At 64.1% G+C, this 16,062-nt stretch carries 15 protein-coding genes; 9 read left to right on the plus strand and 6 right to left on the minus strand.

Annotated features, from left to right (window positions below; all coding sequences use genetic code 11):
• The first annotated feature begins 73 nt into the window (after window positions 1–73).
• Together QZ497_RS03360 and QZ497_RS03365 are read left to right on the plus strand one after the other, a co-directional pair.
• Window positions 74–625, plus strand: a complete 552-nt coding sequence (locus tag QZ497_RS03360) for a PadR family transcriptional regulator (protein WP_295471031.1) — start codon at window positions 74–76, stop codon at window positions 623–625.
• Window positions 622–1,392 carry a siderophore-interacting protein gene (locus QZ497_RS03365; protein ID WP_295471032.1) on the plus strand — a complete coding sequence of 257 codons (771 nt, stop codon included), beginning with the start codon at window positions 622–624 and terminating at the stop codon, window positions 1,390–1,392. The genes QZ497_RS03360 and QZ497_RS03365 overlap by 4 nt, the downstream gene beginning before the upstream one ends.
• Window positions 1,393–1,413: 21 nt before the next feature.
• Here the strand turns inward: QZ497_RS03365 and QZ497_RS03370 are convergent, their stop codons facing one another.
• Both QZ497_RS03370 and QZ497_RS03375 read right to left on the minus strand, forming a co-directional pair.
• Window positions 1,414–2,067: a Pr6Pr family membrane protein gene (locus QZ497_RS03370; RefSeq protein ID WP_295471034.1), complete on the minus strand. Its 654-nt coding sequence runs from the start codon at window positions 2,065–2,067 to the stop codon at window positions 1,414–1,416.
• Window positions 2,068–2,097: 30 nt separating this feature from the next.
• On the minus strand, window positions 2,098–2,325 hold the full coding sequence (locus QZ497_RS03375) for a VF530 family protein (RefSeq protein ID WP_295471036.1): 228 nt from the start codon (window positions 2,323–2,325) through the stop codon (window positions 2,098–2,100).
• 365 nt (window positions 2,326–2,690) lie between these two features.
• Between QZ497_RS03375 and QZ497_RS03380 the strand changes: the two genes are divergently transcribed.
• A complete protein-coding gene (locus QZ497_RS03380) occupies window positions 2,691–5,093 on the plus strand; it encodes a glucose/quinate/shikimate family membrane-bound PQQ-dependent dehydrogenase (protein WP_295471038.1) in 2,403 nt (800 codons plus the stop codon).
• 128 nt (window positions 5,094–5,221) lie between these two features.
• Here QZ497_RS03380 and QZ497_RS03385 read toward each other — a convergent pair whose 3' ends face one another.
• Complete coding sequence (locus tag QZ497_RS03385; RefSeq protein ID WP_295471039.1) at window positions 5,222–5,668, minus strand: helix-turn-helix domain-containing protein; 447 nt, start codon at window positions 5,666–5,668, stop codon at window positions 5,222–5,224.
• A gap of 97 nt (window positions 5,669–5,765) precedes the next feature.
• Between QZ497_RS03385 and QZ497_RS03390 the strand changes: the two genes are divergently transcribed.
• Window positions 5,766–6,707: an aromatic alcohol reductase gene (locus QZ497_RS03390; protein ID WP_295471041.1), complete on the plus strand. Its 942-nt coding sequence runs from the start codon at window positions 5,766–5,768 to the stop codon at window positions 6,705–6,707.
• Between the two features lie 29 nt (window positions 6,708–6,736).
• Here the strand turns inward: QZ497_RS03390 and QZ497_RS03395 are convergent, their stop codons facing one another.
• From QZ497_RS03395 to QZ497_RS03405, 3 genes are read right to left on the minus strand one after another with little or no spacing between them, the layout of a single operon-like run.
• Window positions 6,737–7,159, minus strand: coding sequence for a group 1 truncated hemoglobin (locus QZ497_RS03395; RefSeq protein WP_295471042.1), 423 nt, complete (start codon window positions 7,157–7,159; stop codon window positions 6,737–6,739).
• Window positions 7,159–8,019, minus strand: a complete 861-nt coding sequence (locus QZ497_RS03400) for a DUF3034 family protein (RefSeq protein WP_295471043.1) — start codon at window positions 8,017–8,019, stop codon at window positions 7,159–7,161. The genes QZ497_RS03395 and QZ497_RS03400 overlap by 1 nt, the downstream gene beginning before the upstream one ends.
• 1 nt (window position 8,020) lies before the next feature.
• Window positions 8,021–10,366 (minus strand): EAL domain-containing protein, encoded by a 2,346-nt coding sequence (locus QZ497_RS03405; RefSeq protein ID WP_295471044.1) that lies wholly within the window; start codon window positions 10,364–10,366, stop codon window positions 8,021–8,023.
• Window positions 10,367–10,380: 14 nt separating this feature from the next.
• On the opposite strand from QZ497_RS03405, the gene QZ497_RS21845 reads away from it, so the two are divergent.
• The 5 genes from QZ497_RS21845 (at window position 10,381) to cmoB (ending at window position 16,060) form a co-directional block, all read left to right on the plus strand.
• Window positions 10,381–11,109, plus strand: a complete 729-nt coding sequence (locus QZ497_RS21845; protein ID WP_365354848.1) for a hypothetical protein — start codon at window positions 10,381–10,383, stop codon at window positions 11,107–11,109.
• A gap of 191 nt (window positions 11,110–11,300) precedes the next feature.
• The gene (lon, locus tag QZ497_RS03415) at window positions 11,301–13,718 is read left to right on the plus strand and encodes an endopeptidase La (protein ID WP_295471046.1); all 2,418 of its coding nucleotides are present in this window, start codon (window positions 11,301–11,303) and stop codon (window positions 13,716–13,718) included.
• Window positions 13,719–13,872: 154 nt separating this feature from the next.
• Window positions 13,873–14,265, plus strand: a complete 393-nt coding sequence (locus QZ497_RS03420) for a protease inhibitor I42 family protein (RefSeq protein ID WP_295471047.1) — start codon at window positions 13,873–13,875, stop codon at window positions 14,263–14,265.
• 95 nt (window positions 14,266–14,360) lie between these two features.
• Window positions 14,361–15,104: a carboxy-S-adenosyl-L-methionine synthase CmoA gene (cmoA, locus tag QZ497_RS03425; protein ID WP_295471048.1), complete on the plus strand. Its 744-nt coding sequence runs from the start codon at window positions 14,361–14,363 to the stop codon at window positions 15,102–15,104.
• Window positions 15,101–16,060 (plus strand): tRNA 5-methoxyuridine(34)/uridine 5-oxyacetic acid(34) synthase CmoB, encoded by a 960-nt coding sequence (gene cmoB, locus QZ497_RS03430; protein ID WP_295471049.1) that lies wholly within the window; start codon window positions 15,101–15,103, stop codon window positions 16,058–16,060. The genes cmoA and cmoB overlap by 4 nt, the downstream gene beginning before the upstream one ends.
• The last annotated feature ends 2 nt before the right edge of the window (window positions 16,061–16,062 follow it).

Consider the following 16,062-nt stretch of genomic DNA (forward strand, 5'->3'; position numbering starts at 1 on the left):
TCTCGATAAAGTGCTTGCGAATTCGTAAAGATATATCTTAAGGTATATCTAAACGTAACACGGAGCACACGAGATGGCTGAAGAGTTTCCCCCTGCCTGGCCAGCTGCGGAAAAACGCGGTGGCCGCGAGCGGGGCGGCCGCGGCCCACGGGTGTTCGCACCGGGCGACCTCAAACTGCTGCTGCTCGACCTGATCGCCGCCCAGCCGTGCCATGGCTATGACCTGATCCGCCAGATCGAAACCCTCTTCGACGGCCAGTACAGCCCCAGCCCCGGGGTGATCTACCCAACCCTGACCTTTCTCGAAGTAAGCCAGCTGATCCACGGAGATACCGACGCCGGCAAGCGCTGCTACTCGCTGACCGACACCGGGCGCGTGTGGCTGGCCGAGCAACGTGTGGCCATGGAAAACGTGCGGCTGCGCATCGAAGTCAGCAAGCGTGCCCTGCGTGGCCATGACCGGCCTGCAGAAATTCACGAGGCCGTGCACAACGTTCGCCATGCGCTGCAGATGCACCACGGGCGCTGGACGCCCGAAGAGATCATCCGCGTGCGCGACCTGCTCAATGAAACCGCCAAGGCGATTGCCGGCGGTCCCCTTTCCTCTGCGGAGAATTCGCCATGAACTCAGCCGAATCGATCCATCGCGTCATGCATGAAATCAAGCGCCGCAAGCTCGAAGTGCTGCGCGTCACCGACCTCACCCCGCTGATGCGCCGCATCACCCTGCACGGCCCGGAGCTGGCCGGGTTCATCAGCCTGGGCGCCGACGACCACGTCAAGCTGCTGTTCCCGCGCAACGCGGAGGAACAGGCCGCGCTGGACACGCTGCAACTGGGCGGCAGCAACGAAGGGCCACGCCCGGCCATGCGCGACTACACGCCGCGCCGCTACGACCCGCAGAGCCAGGAACTGGACATCGACTTCGTCCTGCACGGCGATGGTCCTGCCGCCACCTGGGCCGCTCAGGCCGCCCCTGGCCAGGTCCTGTACATTGCCGGCCCACGCGGCTCGATGGTGGTGCCGGACATCTTCGACAGCTACCTGCTGATCGGCGACGAAACGGCACTGCCGGCCATCGCAAGGCGCCTGGAAGAGCTGCCGGCAGGCCGCACGGCGAAGGTGCTTGTCGAAGTGGCGAATCTGAACGAACGCCAGGCGCTGGCCAGCCAGGCCGAGGTCGCGGTCACCTGGGTGGTGCGGGGCGAACAGGACCTGCTGGACGCCATTCGCCAGGTCGAGATTCCGGCGGGCAAGCTGTACGCGTGGGTGGCTACCGAAGCGACACTGTCGCGCCAGGCACGCCGCGTACTGCTCGACGAGCGAGGCCTGGACGACGAATTCGTCAAGGCTGCCGGCTACTGGCGCCAGGAAGAACAGCCTGCCGCCTGATAGCGCAGGTACGCCTGTGGGTCAGGGCCTTTTCAGCAGGCGGTCGGCTGCCAGCAACAGCAAGGCGATGCCCACGAAGCCGGCCAGCACACCGCTGGCGTTGACCAAGGCCTGGGCCACGCCAATACTGCCGATGTCGATGAAGGGATACACGTAGTCGCCCAGCAAGCTGCCGCGTATCAGCACATAGCCGAAGTACACCAGCGGATAGAGCATCCACGCCAGCACATGGCGAGCGCCCAGGTACGCCTTGGGCACGCAGACACACCAGTAGACGATGAACACCGCTGGCATGATGTCATGCAGCAGCTCGTCGGCCAGCCACTGCCAGCCTTCGGGCTGCCAGAGGTGGCGCAACAATAGGTTGTAGGCAATGCTCACCAGGGCAATGCTCGCCGTGATGCCGCCACACACCGTCGGGTTACGGAAGAAACGGTGCCCGGCGCTGCCGCGTGCGCTGAGCGCACAGGTCAGCGCCACCGCCACCAGAGTGTTGCTCAATACCGTGAAGAAGCTGAAGAACTTCACCAGCCCGCCCAGCAGGCTGGCCTGGTCGTCCCAACGGGAGATGAAGATCAGGTACTGCTGAATCGCCAAGCCAGACCAACCCATGACCGCCGCCAGCAACAGGCAACGTCTGCGTAGCAGGCCGAGCGGCCGCTGTTCATTGTGCATTGCGTGTCCTCAGCGTCTGGGGCAGCGCCCTCAACGCGAGGCACCCCGCTGCAAACGGATATACAGGGCTTCGACCTTTTCCCGTGCCCAAGGTGTCTTGCGCAGGAAGGTCAGGCTCGACTTGATGCTCGGATCGCTCTTGAAGCAGCGGATGTCGATGCGCTCGGCCAGCCCGGACCACTGGTAGTGCTCTACCAGGACTTCGAGGATGCGTTGCAGGGTCACGCCATGCAGCGGGTCTTTGGAGGGGGTAGTCATCTCGCACCTTGAATGAGCGCCGGAAAAGGAGCGCACCTTAGCCGAGCCGGCGCGCAGCGGGAAGAGCCTGTCACTGGCCACGCTTCACGCGAGTGTAGGCGCCGATGCCTTCCAAGCGGCAACCGGTGGTCAACAAGGCGGTCATCGGTCCTGTTTCGCCATGTCGAGGAAACGTTTTGTTACCTGTGACGTCTGCTCTGTGTGCAGGCCGCATCCATCGGACGCCCGAAGGCCTGCCGCCCCTTGTCCCGCCTGCCTGGGCCGTGGTGTGAAAGCCCGGTTCCCCGGAGCCGCAAGGGAAGACGCCTGAGCTCTAATAACGATGAACAAGGCGCTATTCACTAACCTTCATGGAGATTCGCACTATGGGCACTGAAGGTGCTGTTCGCCGACGCCCCCTGCTACCGACCCTGCTTGCAGCGCTACTGCTGCTGATGGGCCTGGTGCTGCTGGGCCTTGGGCTAAAACTGCTGCAATTGGGCGGTTCGCCCTATTACCTGGTGTCGGGGATCGCCCTGGCGCTGACCGCCCTGCTGCTGTTCAAAGGGCACCGGGCCGCCCTGGGGCTGTATGCGCTGTTCCTGTTCGCCAGCACCCTGTGGTCGCTCTGGGAAGTCGGCCTGGACTGGTGGCAACTGGTGCCACGCCTGGCACTGTGGTTCGTGCTGGGCCTGGTCATGCTGCTGCCCTGGATCCGTCGCCCGCTGCTCGGCGGTACACCCGCGCCGCTGCACAGCGGTGGCCTGACCCTCGCCGTGCTGCTCGCCGGCCTGGTGGCGCTGGCCAGCCAGTTCACCCATCCGGGCCGTATCGAGGGCCAGCTGGACCGCGAAACCGCCGGCACGACCAGCAGCGCCCCGGCCATGCCGGACGGTGACTGGCAGTCCTACGGTCGCACCGCCTTCGGTGACCGCTATTCGCCGCTGACGCAGATCACGCCGGAAAACGTGCACAAGCTGGAACCGGCCTGGACCTTCCGCACCGGTGACATCCCCGGCCCTGGCGACCCCGGCGAGACCACCGCAGAGAACACGCCGCTGAAGGTCAACGGCATGCTCTACGTGTGCACACCGCACAGCCAGGTCATCGCCCTGGACCCGGACAGCGGCAAGGAAATCTGGCGCTACGATCCGAAAATCAGCACCCAGAGCGCCAAGGACTTCAAGGGCTGGGCCCACATGACCTGCCGTGGCGTGGCCTACCATGATCAGGCGGCGTATGCGACCGAATCCGCGTCGGGTGCACAGCCGGTGGCATCGCCCGCCGCCTGCAGCAAGCGCATTTTCCTGCCCACCGCCGACACCCGCCTGATCGCCCTGGATGCCGACACCGGCAAGCCATGCAGCGACTTCGGCAACCAGGGTGCGGTCGACCTGACCACCAACATTGGCAGCTTCGCACCGGGTGGCTACTACTCCACTTCGCCACCGGCCGTGACCCGCGACCTGGTGATCATCGGCGGTCACGTGACCGACAACGTCTCCACCGACGAGCCCTCTGGCGTGATCCGCGCCTACGACGTGCGCACCGGCCAGCTGGTGTGGAACTGGGACAGCGGCAACCCGGAGAAGACCGAGCCGATCGCACCGGGTGAAACCTATACGCGCAACTCGCCCAACATGTGGTCGATGTTCAGCGTCGACGAGAAGCTGGGGCTGGTCTATCTGCCCATGGGCAACCAGATGCCTGACCAGTGGGGCGGCAACCGCACCGAAGCGTCGGAGAAGTACAGCGCCGGCCTGGTGGCTCTGGACATCGCCACCGGCAAGGTGCGCTGGAACTATCAGTTCACTCACCACGACCTGTGGGACATGGACGTCGGCGGGCAGCCGACGCTGATGGACCTGAAGACCGCCGACGGCCTCAAGCCGGCGGTGCTGGCCTCGACCAAGCAGGGCAGCATCTACGTGCTGGACCGGTTGACCGGCCAGCCCATCGTGCCGATCCACGAAGTGCCGGTGCCGCAAGGCGCAGTCGAGGGCGATCGCACCTCGCCGACCCAGCCCAAATCGGAGCTGAACTTCATGCCACCGGATCTGCGCGAGCGCGACATGTGGGGTGTAACGCCATTCGACCAGGCGCTGTGCCGTATCGACTTCAAGTCGCTGCGCTATGAAGGCCCGTTCACCCCGCCTTCGCTGCAGGGCAGCATCGTCTACCCTGGCAACTTCGGGGTCTTCGACTGGGGCGGTATTTCGGTCGACCCGGTGCGCCAGATCGCCTTCGTCAACCCCAGCTACATGGCCTTCCGCTCCAAGCTGGTGCCTGCCGCCGAGGTGGCTGCCGGGCCGGGACGCAAGAGCGAGACCGAGGGCGTACAGCCGAACAAGGGCGCGCCTTACGGGGTGATTCTCGAAGCGCTGCTGTCGCCGATGGGCCTGCCTTGCCAGGCACCGGCCTGGGGCTATGTGGCAGCAGTGGACCTGACCACCCACAAGGTGCTGTGGAAGCACAAGAACGGCACCGTGCGTGACAGCTCGCCGGTACCGATTCCGCTGACCATGGGCGTGCCCAGCCTGGGTGGCACCATCACCACCGCCAGTGGCCTGGGCTTCCTCAGCGGCACCCTGGACCAGTACCTGCGCGCCTACGACCTGCGCAACGGCAAGCAGCTCTGGGAAGGCCGCCTGCCCGCCGGCGCGCAGACCACGCCGATGACCTACACCGGCAAGGATGGTCAGCAGTACGTGCTGGTCATGGCCGGCGGCCACGGCTCGCTGGGCACCCGCCAGGGTGACTATGTGCTGGCGTTCAAGCTGCCGAAGTAACCATCCGATTTCCCGCCGCCCTTGAAAACAGGGCGGCGGGCGAGCTTGCCGATCCATCGGAGCGAACTGATTCGCAATGAGGCCTTGATCGAACAGGCGCGGTTGCCAGTCAGCTCGCTCCGGATCGCCTACTCATCCCCAGGCATCGGCACGGGTGTCTGCCAGGCCGGTTTACGCGCCTCCTGGCTGTCGAATTGGCGCCGCGCCATGCGAATCTGCTCGACGTTTTCCACCACCCAGGTCCACACCGGCGACATGCGCACCAGCAACCCATGACCCAAGGGGGTCAAGGCGTACTCGACACGCGGCGGGACCTCGTCGAACTCCTGGCGTGACACCAGGCCGTCACGCTCCATGTCACGCAGAGTCTTGGTGAGCATGCGCTGCGTCACGCCCGTCATCTGCCGCTTGATCTCGGCATGACGCATGGTTCCGTACACGCCCAAGGCATGCAGGATACCCAACGCCCAGCGGCTGCCGGCATGGGTGAGGACTTCGCGCCTGACGCCGTCATCATCTTCCCTCAGCGTCTGGCAGATAAGTTCTGCCTGCCTGAGCGTTTCCTGATCGGTCATTGCTCCCCCTGGTATCACCCGTGTGCCTTCTTACCGGTGCGGCCTGATCGTGCCAGCATTCGCGCATCCTACAGGCAACGATATTCCAGGAGAAATCATGACCGCAGTGACTCAACCGGTTCCCCAATCGATCCTCGTGCTGGGCGCGGGCGAACTGGGCCTTCCGGTTTTGCGCAACCTTGCGCGGGTGGCCAGGCGTGTGCCGGGTTCGACCATCAGCGTGCTGCTCAGGGACTCGACCATCAATACCCAGGAACCGGGAAAGAAGTCGGAGATCGATGAGCTGCGCGGTCTGGGCATCCAGATGGTTGCCGCCGACCTGGTGAATGACTTGATCGACCAGTTGGCCGAGGTGTTCGCCCATTTCGACACTGTGATTGGCTGCGCCGGCATGGTCGCGGGTCGGGAAACACCTATGAAGCTGGCTACCGCCGCGTTGAAGTCGGGGGTGAAACGCTACTTCCCCTGGCAGTTCGGCGTCGATTTCGAGGTCATCGGGCGCGGTAGCCCTCAGGATCTGTTCGATGCCCAGCTCGACGTGCGCGAGGCGCTGCGTGCCCAGGACAAGACCGAATGGGTAATCATCTCGACTGGCATGTTCACCAGCTTCATGTTCGAGCCCGTATTCGAGGTGGTCGACTTCGATAACGACACCCTGAATGCGCTGGGCAGCCTCGACAATCGTGTAACGCTCACCACACCGGATGACATCGGGGCTCTGACTGCCGAGATCGTATTCTTCGAACCGCACTTTCGTAACCAGATCATCTACTTGTCTGGCGATACGGTGTCGTACGGGCAGGTGGCCGACATTCTCGAACGCGTACTGGGGCGCCCCTTCGAGCGTAACGTGTGGACGGTTCCGTACCTGCTCGATGAGCTGCGCAAAGACCCCACTCACCACATCAAGAAGTACCGCGCCGTGTTCGCCCAAGGTCGAGGCGTGGCCTGGTCCAAGGCTGAGACCTTCAACGAGCGGCAAGCGATTGCGGTCACCACCGCCGAGCAGTGGGCCAGGCAGAATCTCGTGGGCCGTTGAGACGGCCCGCGTTCACTGGGCTTGGCAATTCACTTGCGAATCACCTCACCGCGCATCGGCGCCAGGCGACCGATCAGACGGTTCTGTACCGGGACGGGGATGTTCTCGGCGTCCATCGCGTCGATCAGGTCTTCCACCAGCGCATTGAAATCGCTCGGGCTCAGGTTCTGGCCCTTGTGCGATTCGGCCATGCTGGCGCCGGTATAGGTGCAGGGCCCCCCAGCCTCGGCGCAGAACTGCTCAACCAGCTTGTCACGCAAACGTACGATGTCGATCTTGCGAAACCGCTCGACGATGCGCTCGTCCTTGGCCACGTTGAGCAACATGCCTTCGACGATACGCTGGATCCCGGCGCGCTGGCCCAGTGCCTGGTACAGGCTGTCAGCCTTGGGTGGCTGTTGCGCACAGGCGGCCAGCAGCAAGGCCAGCAACAGAGTCAAGACCGGCTTCATCAGAAACTCCCCTGCAAGGACAGATAGGTGCCGTTCTGGTTATCCAGCGTGGCGATCTCGCCCAACCGCGCGTAGGCCAGCACGACGGAGAAATGCTTGCTGGGGAACCAGCCGACGAACACGTCAGCCCAGTCGCTTTCCCCGGCGAACGACAGGTTGTCTGGCTTTTCGCGGTACTCCACGCCCACCGCCCAATGCGGGTTGAACAGCACGGCCAGCGAACCTTCCTTGAGCAGGCTGCGGCTGTCACGCCGGTCGCCGCCGAAGCCCAGCAGGCCGGTTTCGTTGGCGCGGCTGTAGCGCACACCACCGTTGACCAGCAGGTTGTAGCCAAAGGCCCCGCCAATGAACAGGCGGCTGGCGGTCAGGTAACCCTCGACGTCGGCATCACGCTTGGCGCCCACCAGGCTGGGAATCAGGAAGTCGTTCTGGTGCTTGTACTGCACGCCCAGAGAAACCTGCGGCAGGTCGTCGAAGATCAGGTCGCCGAACAGGCGCACCTTCACGCCGAAAATGTCCTGGGTGAAGTTGTCATCCGGCAGGCTCAGTTTGTGCTGCAGGGTGCCAAGGTCGAAACGCTGGTGCGCGTAGGAGAACTCCACACGGTTACCGTAGGCCACCGCCATGCCCGCCACATCCAGGGCGTAGTCCGGCAGGTCGACATGGGTGGCGAAGGCACTGGCGCCCCATTCACCCTCCTCGCCATAGCCGGTAAGAACGGCCCAGGGCGTGATACCGCCACCGGCTGCGCCCTCGATACTGTTGGCACCGCCCGTGGCCACAAGGCGTCCGTCGGCTTCGGCAACGGGCGCCATGACGCCCAGCAGGCACCCCAATAACAACGCATTCTTGTAGTGCATATCAGTGGACCATCAGGCTGGTGGGTTCATGACTCTTGGCGATCCATGCCTCGAACGCCGCCGCCGTAAGCGGGCGGCTGATCAGGTAGCCTTGAGCCGTATCGCAATGCCAGCGCTCGAGCAGGTCGAGGCTGTGCTGGTACTCGACACCTTCGGCGACCACCTTGAGCCCGAGGTTGTGGCTCATTTCGATGGTGGAACGCACGATGACCGCGTCTTCGCTGGTTTCGTCGAGGTTACGTACGAAGGACTGGTCGATCTTCAGCTCCTGCACCGGCAGGCGCTTCAGATGGGCCAGTGAGGAATAGCCCGTACCGAAATCGTCCACCGACAGGCTGATGCCGCACTCACGCAGGCGGTTGAGCACCACCAGGGCCTGCTCGGGCTCGCTCATCACGGCGCTTTCGGTAATTTCGAAGATCAGTTGCTCGGCGGCGACCTGATGCTGCGACAGTATCTGGGTCACGTGCCCGACCAGGTCGCCGCCCAGCAGGTCATCGGCCGAGACGTTGACCGACAGCTGAATCAGCAGGCCGCGCTGGCGCCACTCGTCCAGCTGGCGAATCGCTTCTTCGATGACCCAGTTGGTCAGCAACTGGATACTGCCGGTGCGCTCGGCCAGAACGATGAATTCGCCCGGCGAGACATTGCCGAACTGCGGGTGATTCCAGCGCAGCAGGGCTTCGGCCTGGCGTACCTGGCCCAGGCGGATGTCCAGCTTGGGTTGATAGTGCAGATGCAGCTCGCCGTTGCGTGCGGCGCTGCGCAAGTCACGGATCAGCGCGATCTGCCGCTGATGCGCCAGGTCTCGACCATCTTCGTAGATGTGCAGACGCCCAGGCATCTTCGCGGCATCCTTGCAGGCGATCAGCGCGCGATTGAGCAGCTCTTGGGCGGCGTCACCGTGCTCGGGGTAGACGGCAATGCCGATGCTGCAGTCCAGGGTCACGTCGTGCCCGTCGATGCGCAGCACCTCCCCGAGCATCTGTTGCAGCTGGTCGGCACGCGCCACCGCGCCGTCGGTGCTGGCGTGATCGAGCAGCACCAGAAACTCGTGGGCGGTCAGCCGGGCGGCCGTGTCACCCGCCTGCAGGCTGGACTGCAAACGCTGGCCCAAGGTACGCAACAGTTGGTCAAAGGCCTCGACCCCGAGGCTGTCGTGAACGGCGCGGAAGTTCTCGATACCCAGGTGCATGAGCGCCATCTTGCGGTGAGTCGCGATCGCACTGCCCAGGCGCTCCATCACCAGCGTGCGGTTCGGCAGGCCGGTGACCGCGTCGTGCAGGGCATTGTGGGCCAGTTGATCCTCGCGTACGGCGATGCCGCGTTGCATGGTGTTGATCGCACCGGCGAGCATGCCCAGTTCATCTTCCCGGGCCATGGTCACCGGCGTGCGGTAGTCCCCGTCACCGATGCGCTTGGCGGCCAGGGCCAGCGCCCGCACCGGCAGCGATACGCTGCGAGCCAGAGCCAGCGTGCCGATCAGGGAGGCGGCCAAGGCAGCCAGGGAAATCCAGAAGATCTTCTCGTCGAGCGGCACGAAGGCTTGCAGGGCCTTGTCCAGCGGGCTTTGCAGCAAGGCGATGACCTGGCTTTCGGGACTGCTGGCCAGGGTCAGGGTCTGGCTGAGGAATTTCTGGTTGCCGTTCTCGGTCAGGTGCATCTGCCCGCCGGCTGCGCTGCGCATATACGCCACCAATTCGGGATGCATGCTCTCGGGCTGGGTACTGATGAGCTTGCCAGGCTGGCCGTTCTCGATGGTCAGGAACGACACCTCTAGGCCACTGAGCGAGCGCAGCTCCTGGGCGATGTCGCTGTCGATGGCGAACCCCATCACCACCCGCCCCAGCGGCAGAGGCGCCAGTACGGTACTTTCGACCAGCAAGTGCGGGGTTCCGCCGCCGGGCACGATAAGCATCGACTGATTGTTGCGCTTGGCAGTGCGCAGGGCCTGGTCGTAGACGAAGCGCGAACCCTCCGGGACCTTGTCCTCGGTGCTGGCCACCACCATGCCGTTCATGCCCAGCAGGAACATGTCGCTGGCGTTGATGCGCCCGCCGTGGTTGAGCAGGACCGAACGGATGGTCGAGGCATCGGAACTGGCCACCGCATCGCGGAAGCCGAAGTCGGCGGCCAGCAATTGCACGGCGTCGCGCAGGCGGCGACCGCGCAGGTCGATCAGCCGTTCGAAGACCCGGCTACCGACTTCCAGTTGCGTCTGTGCCTGGCTGCGCACGGCGTCACTGGTGGCGAACTTCACCGACGCGTACACCGCGCTAACCACCACCAGCAACAGCACGATGAGCACGCCGGCGATACGCGCCTGGAAGCTCAGACGAAGTTTCATCAATGCGCAGCCTTATGGAATGCGTCACCGAAAGCGCCGGGTGCAGGCCGTGCAGGCAGGTCTTCGGGTTTGACCTCGACATCCAGATCGAAGCGTTTGCTCAGGCCGGCAGCCGGGATCTCCAGGTCACCACCCGGTATCGGCTGCATGTCTTCGCTCTTGAAATGCCACAGCGTCGCGGTATAGCGACCCGGCGGCAGGGCATCGAGCTTGAGCGTGCCGTTTTCATCGGTCACCCCGTACCAGGGATCATCGGTGACGTAGATGTAGCCGAGCATCCAGTCGTGGATGTTGCAGCCAAGCACCACCAGGCCGGGCTTGTCGAACAGCACCGGCTCCGACGGGGTTTTCTCGTAGAGCCGCAGTTCGAAGCGCTTGGCGGGCGAGAACGAATACACCTGATGACGAATGTCATCACTGTTGGGGAAGCTGACCTGGGTGCCGGTGTGCACGGCGAGTACCCTGGGCACGAACTCCTGATCGCGCTGGTCCATGCTGGCTTTGAGCACCGGCGCCGGCCCCGTACCGCCCTTGAGGGTGATGACCGCATTGGCCAGCGGCTTGCCTTGCCGATCGAAGACCTGGGCATTGAGACCGGCCGCCTGGGCCGTGGCCATCGACAACGCGCAGAGTCCCGCAAGCAGCAGCGTGGAGAAGACTTTGGTCATAGGCTGAACCCTTTCACGACGGCAATGCCGAAAAGTTACGCCCACCCTGGCCACGCGATCTGGCTTGCAGCATAGCTGCCCTTGGAGACCAGAGATACGCACCAATAAAGGCATTTTGATATTGCGCTCCAGCGACCGACGAGTGGCGCTCTGTGGCTCCCTCTCGGACGCAGTGTTACGCCCATGCCACACTATCGACCGCTGCTATTGAAACCTGAGACCACTCGCCCCATCTAAACAGGCATGTTCAATTTCGCAGGTGCCCCATGAGCGACCAGCAGACCGACCCAAACGATTCGTCCGCACCAGCCCCCGAGCATGAAGTGACGCTCGGTTCGGGCAGTACTTCGCTGGTCCTGCCCGGCCAGAACCTGCCTGACAAGGTGTACATCATCCCGATCCACAACCGCCCGTTCTTCCCGGCCCAGGTACTGCCGGTGATCGTCAACGAAGAGCCGTGGGCGGAAACCCTGGAATTGGTCAGCAAGTCGGATCATCACTCCCTGGCGCTGTTCTTCATGGACACGCCCCAGGAGGACCCCCGCCACTTCAACACCAAGGCCCTGCCCGAGTATGGCACGCTGGTAAAAGTCCACCACGCCAGCCGGGAAAATGGCCGTCTGCAGTTCGTGGCCCAAGGTCTGTCGCGGGTGCGCATCAAGACCTGGCTCAAGCACCACCGCCCGCCCTACATGGTGGAAGTGGAATACCCGCAGGTACCCAACGAGCCGACCGACGAGGTCAAGGCCTACGGCATGGCGCTGATCAACGCCATCAAGGAACTGCTGCCGCTCAACCCGCTGTACACCGAGGAACTGAAGAACTATCTCAATCGCTTCAGCCCTAACGACCCTTCGCCGCTGACCGACTTCGCCGCCGCCCTGACCTCGGCCAACGGCGTGGAGCTGCAGCAGGTACTGGACTGCGTGCCGGTGCTCAAGCGCATGGAGAAAGTCCTGCCCATGCTGCGCAAGGAAGTGGAAGTCGCACGCCTGCAGAAAGAGATCTCCGCCGAGGTGAACCGCAAGATCGGTGAGCACCAGCGGCAGTTCTTCCTCAAGGAACAGCTCAAGGTCATCCAGCAGGAGCTGGGCCTGAGCAAGGACGACCGCAGTGCCGACATCGAGCAGTTCGAACAGCGCCTGGAAGGCAAGACCCTGCCGGCCCAGGCACGCAAGAAGATCGACGAGGAAATCAACAAGCTCAAGGTGCTGGAAACCGGCTCGCCAGAATACGCCGTGACGCGCAACTACCTGGACTGGGCCAGTTCCATTCCGTGGGGCGTCAACGGGGTCGACAAGCTCGACCTCAAGCATGCGCGCAAGGTTCTGGACCGTCATCATGCCGGCCTGGACGACATCAAGGCACGCATTCTCGAGTTCCTCGCCATCGGCGCCTACAAGGGCGAGATCAATGGCTCCATCGTTTTGCTGGTCGGCCCGCCAGGCGTGGGCAAGACCAGCATCGGCCGCTCCATCGCCGAATCCCTGGGGCGGCCGTTCTACCGCCTGAGTGTCGGCGGCATGCGCGATGAAGCCGAGATCAAGGGTCACCGCCGCACCTACATCGGCGCCCAGCCCGGCAAGCTGGTGCAGGCGCTCAAGGATGTCGAGGTGATGAACCCGGTGATCATGCTCGACGAGATCGACAAGATGGGCCAGAGCTACCAGGGCGACCCGGCCTCAGCGCTGCTGGAAACCCTCGACCCGGAACAGAACGTCGAATTCCTCGACCACTACCTGGACCTGCGCCTGGACCTGTCCAAGGTGCTGTTCGTGTGCACCGCCAACACCCTGGATTCGATTCCCGGCCCGCTGCTCGACCGCATGGAAGTGATTCGCCTGGCCGGCTACATCACCGAAGAAAAGCTGGCCATCGCCAAGCGTCACCTATGGCCCAAGCAGCTCGACAAAGCTGGCGTGGACAAAAGCAAATTGTCGATCAGCGACGCGGCGCTGCGTGCGGTCATCGAGGGCTATGCTCGGGAGTCTGGCGTACGCCAACTGGAAAAGCTGCTCGGCAAACTGATCCGCAAGTCGGTGGTCAAGCTGCTCGACGAACCGAACCTGACCATCAAGATCGGCCCGAAGGACCTGGAAGGCCTGCTCGGCATGCCGGTGTTCCGCAGCGAGCAGGTGTTGGCCGGTACTGGCGTGATCACCGGCCTGGCCTGGACCAGCATGGGCGGCGCGACCCTGCCCATCGAGGCGACGCGCATCCACACCCACAACCGCGGCTTCAAGCTCACCGGGCAACTGGGTGATGTGATGAAAGAGTCCGCCGAAATCGCCTACAGCTACGTCAGCTCCAACCTGAACAAGTTTGGCGGGGACGCCAAGTTCTTCGACGAAGCCTTCGTGCACCTGCACGTACCTGAAGGGGCCACACCGAAGGACGGCCCCAGCGCCGGCATCACCATGGCCAGCGCCCTGCTGTCCCTGGCCCGCAACCAGCCGCCGAAGAAGGGCGTTGCAATGACCGGCGAGCTGACCCTCACCGGCCACGTGCTGCCCATCGGCGGGGTGCGCGAGAAGGTCATCGCGGCGCGCCGGCAGAAGATCAACGAACTGATTCTGCCCGAGCCGAACCGTGGCAACTTCGAGGAACTGCCCGCCTACCTCAAGGAAGGCCTGACGGTGCATTTCGCCAAGCGCTTCGCCGACGTGGCCAAGGTGTTGTTCTAAGCCTTCGGCGGTTCATGTCGTGGGAGCGACCTCGGTCGCGAAAAGGCTGCCGCCTTCACACGCCAGGCAGCCTCTAGGTGCAAGCTCACGGCCGCAGGATCATCTACCGCGTTTGCGGTATCCTGCGGCCCTGTCTTGCCGAAAGGATCTCCTCATGCCCCGAGTCCGCCTGCTGGCGCCATTCAGCTTCGCCCTGCTCGCCGCCTGCGCCCAGAAGCCCGACCCCATCGTCTCGCTGGACGACCCGAGCGATTGTCCCTTGACCCTGAACAGCGGCCAGACGCTGATCCTCTCGCTGCCCAGCAACCCCACCACCGGTTTTCGCTGGCAGGTGCGCGATGCGGCCCCCGGCGTGCTGCGCAGCCTTGGCCCGGAGGTGTACAACGCCGACCAGAGCAAGGACATGGTCGGCAGCGGCGGCCAGTCGGTATGGCGCTACAAAGCCAGCAGTGCCGGCAGCGGGCGCCTGGTCATGACCTATCAGCAGCCCTGGGAGCCGCAGGCCGAGCCCCAGGAGCGCTTCGAGTGCGAGATTCGCGTGCAGTAGCGCGCCACCTCGTCTGCTAACCGGCACGCGACCATGCAGCGGCGCAGCAAACTGGCTAAAATGCGCGCCTTTGCCTCCCTCGTGCCGGAACCGCCGTGACCCAGGAACCCGATCGCCTCTTCGCCCAGCCCCTGGCCCAGGTGCCCGACTTCGCCTTCAACGAAGACGTGGTGCGGGTCTTCCCGGACATGATCAAACGCTCGGTGCCCGGCTACCCGGCCATCGTCGAAAACCTCGGCGTGCTGGCCGCGCACTTTGCCAAGCCCGATACCCTGCTCTACGACCTGGGTTGCTCGCTCGGTGCGGTGACCCAGGCGCTGCGTCGCCATGTGCGCCAGGACGGCTGCCGGGTGGTGGCCGTGGACAACTCCAGCGCCATGGTCGAGCGCTGCCGCGAGTACCTCAAGGCCCAGGACTCGATGTTCCAGGAGCTGCTGCCGGTCGAGGTGGTCGAAGGCGATATCCTGCAACTGCCCTGGCAGCCGGCCTCGGTGGTGGCCTTGAACTTCACCTTGCAGTTCATCGCTCCCGAACGGCGCCTGGAACTGCTCGGCCGCATCCGCCAGACCCTGGTGCCGGGCGGCGCGCTGATCCTCTCGGAAAAGCTGCGCTTCGCCGACACTGAAGAGCACGAACTGCTCACCGAACTGCACCTGGACTTCAAGCGCGCCAACGGCTACAGCGACCTGGAAATCGCCCAGAAGCGCAGCGCCATCGAAAACGTGATGAAACCCGACAGCCTCGAAGAACACCGCCAGCGCCTGCGCGAGGCCGGCTTCTCCAAGGTCGTGCCGTGGTTCCAGTGCATCAACTTCGCCTCTCTGATTGCCCTGCCATGATTGATCTCGCACCACTGGCCCGCCGCCTGGCGGGCTCGCCACTGGCCGAATGGGCCAAAGGCCTGCAAGCCCAGCTGGATACCAAGCTGGCCAAGGGTCACGGTGACCTGGCGCGCTGGCGCAGCGCCCTGGAGGCCCTGCCCGCACTGCAACCCGAACGGGTCGACCTGCTGGACAGTTTCACCCTGGATACCGACTGCGACGACGCCACCCGCGCCCAGGTGCATCAGGCGCTGATGGGCCTGTCGCCCTGGCGCAAGGGACCGTTCAATGTGTTCGGCGTGCACGTCGACACCGAATGGCGCTCGGACTGGAAATGGTCGAGGGTCGCCCCGCACCTGGACCTGCAAGGCAAACGCGTACTGGATGTCGGCTGCGGCAACGGCTACTACCAGTGGCGTATGCTCGGCGCCGGCGCCGAGAGCGTAATCGGCATCGACCCGAACTGGCTGTTCTTCTGCCAGTTCCAGGCCATGCAGCGTTACCTGCCGCAATTGCCGGCCTGGCACCTGCCATTCGCCCTGGAAGACCTGCCCGAACGCCTGGAGGGCTTCGACACGGTGTTTTCCATGGGGGTGCTCTACCATCGCAAATCCCCCATCGACCACTTGCTGGCGCTCAAGGACTGCCTGGTGCGCGGCGGTGAACTGGTGCTGGAAACCCTGGTGGTGCCTGGCGACGAACGCCAAGTGCTGGTGCCGGAAGACCGCTACGCGCAAATGCGCAACGTGTGGTTCCTGCCCTCGGTGGCCGCGCTGGAACTGTGGATGCGTCGCGCCGGCTTCAGCGACGTACGCTGCGTGGACGTCAGCACCACCAGCATCCAGGAGCAGCGCAGCACCGAATGGATGCGCTACCAGTCACTGGAACACTTCCTCGACCCCGAAGACCACAGCCGTACCGTGGAAGGCCTGCCGGCGCCGATGCGTGCGGTCATCCTAGGTCGCAAGCCCTGAAC

This window comes from uncultured Pseudomonas sp. (assembly GCF_913777995.1).
Taxonomy (GTDB): domain Bacteria; phylum Pseudomonadota; class Gammaproteobacteria; order Pseudomonadales; family Pseudomonadaceae; genus Aquipseudomonas.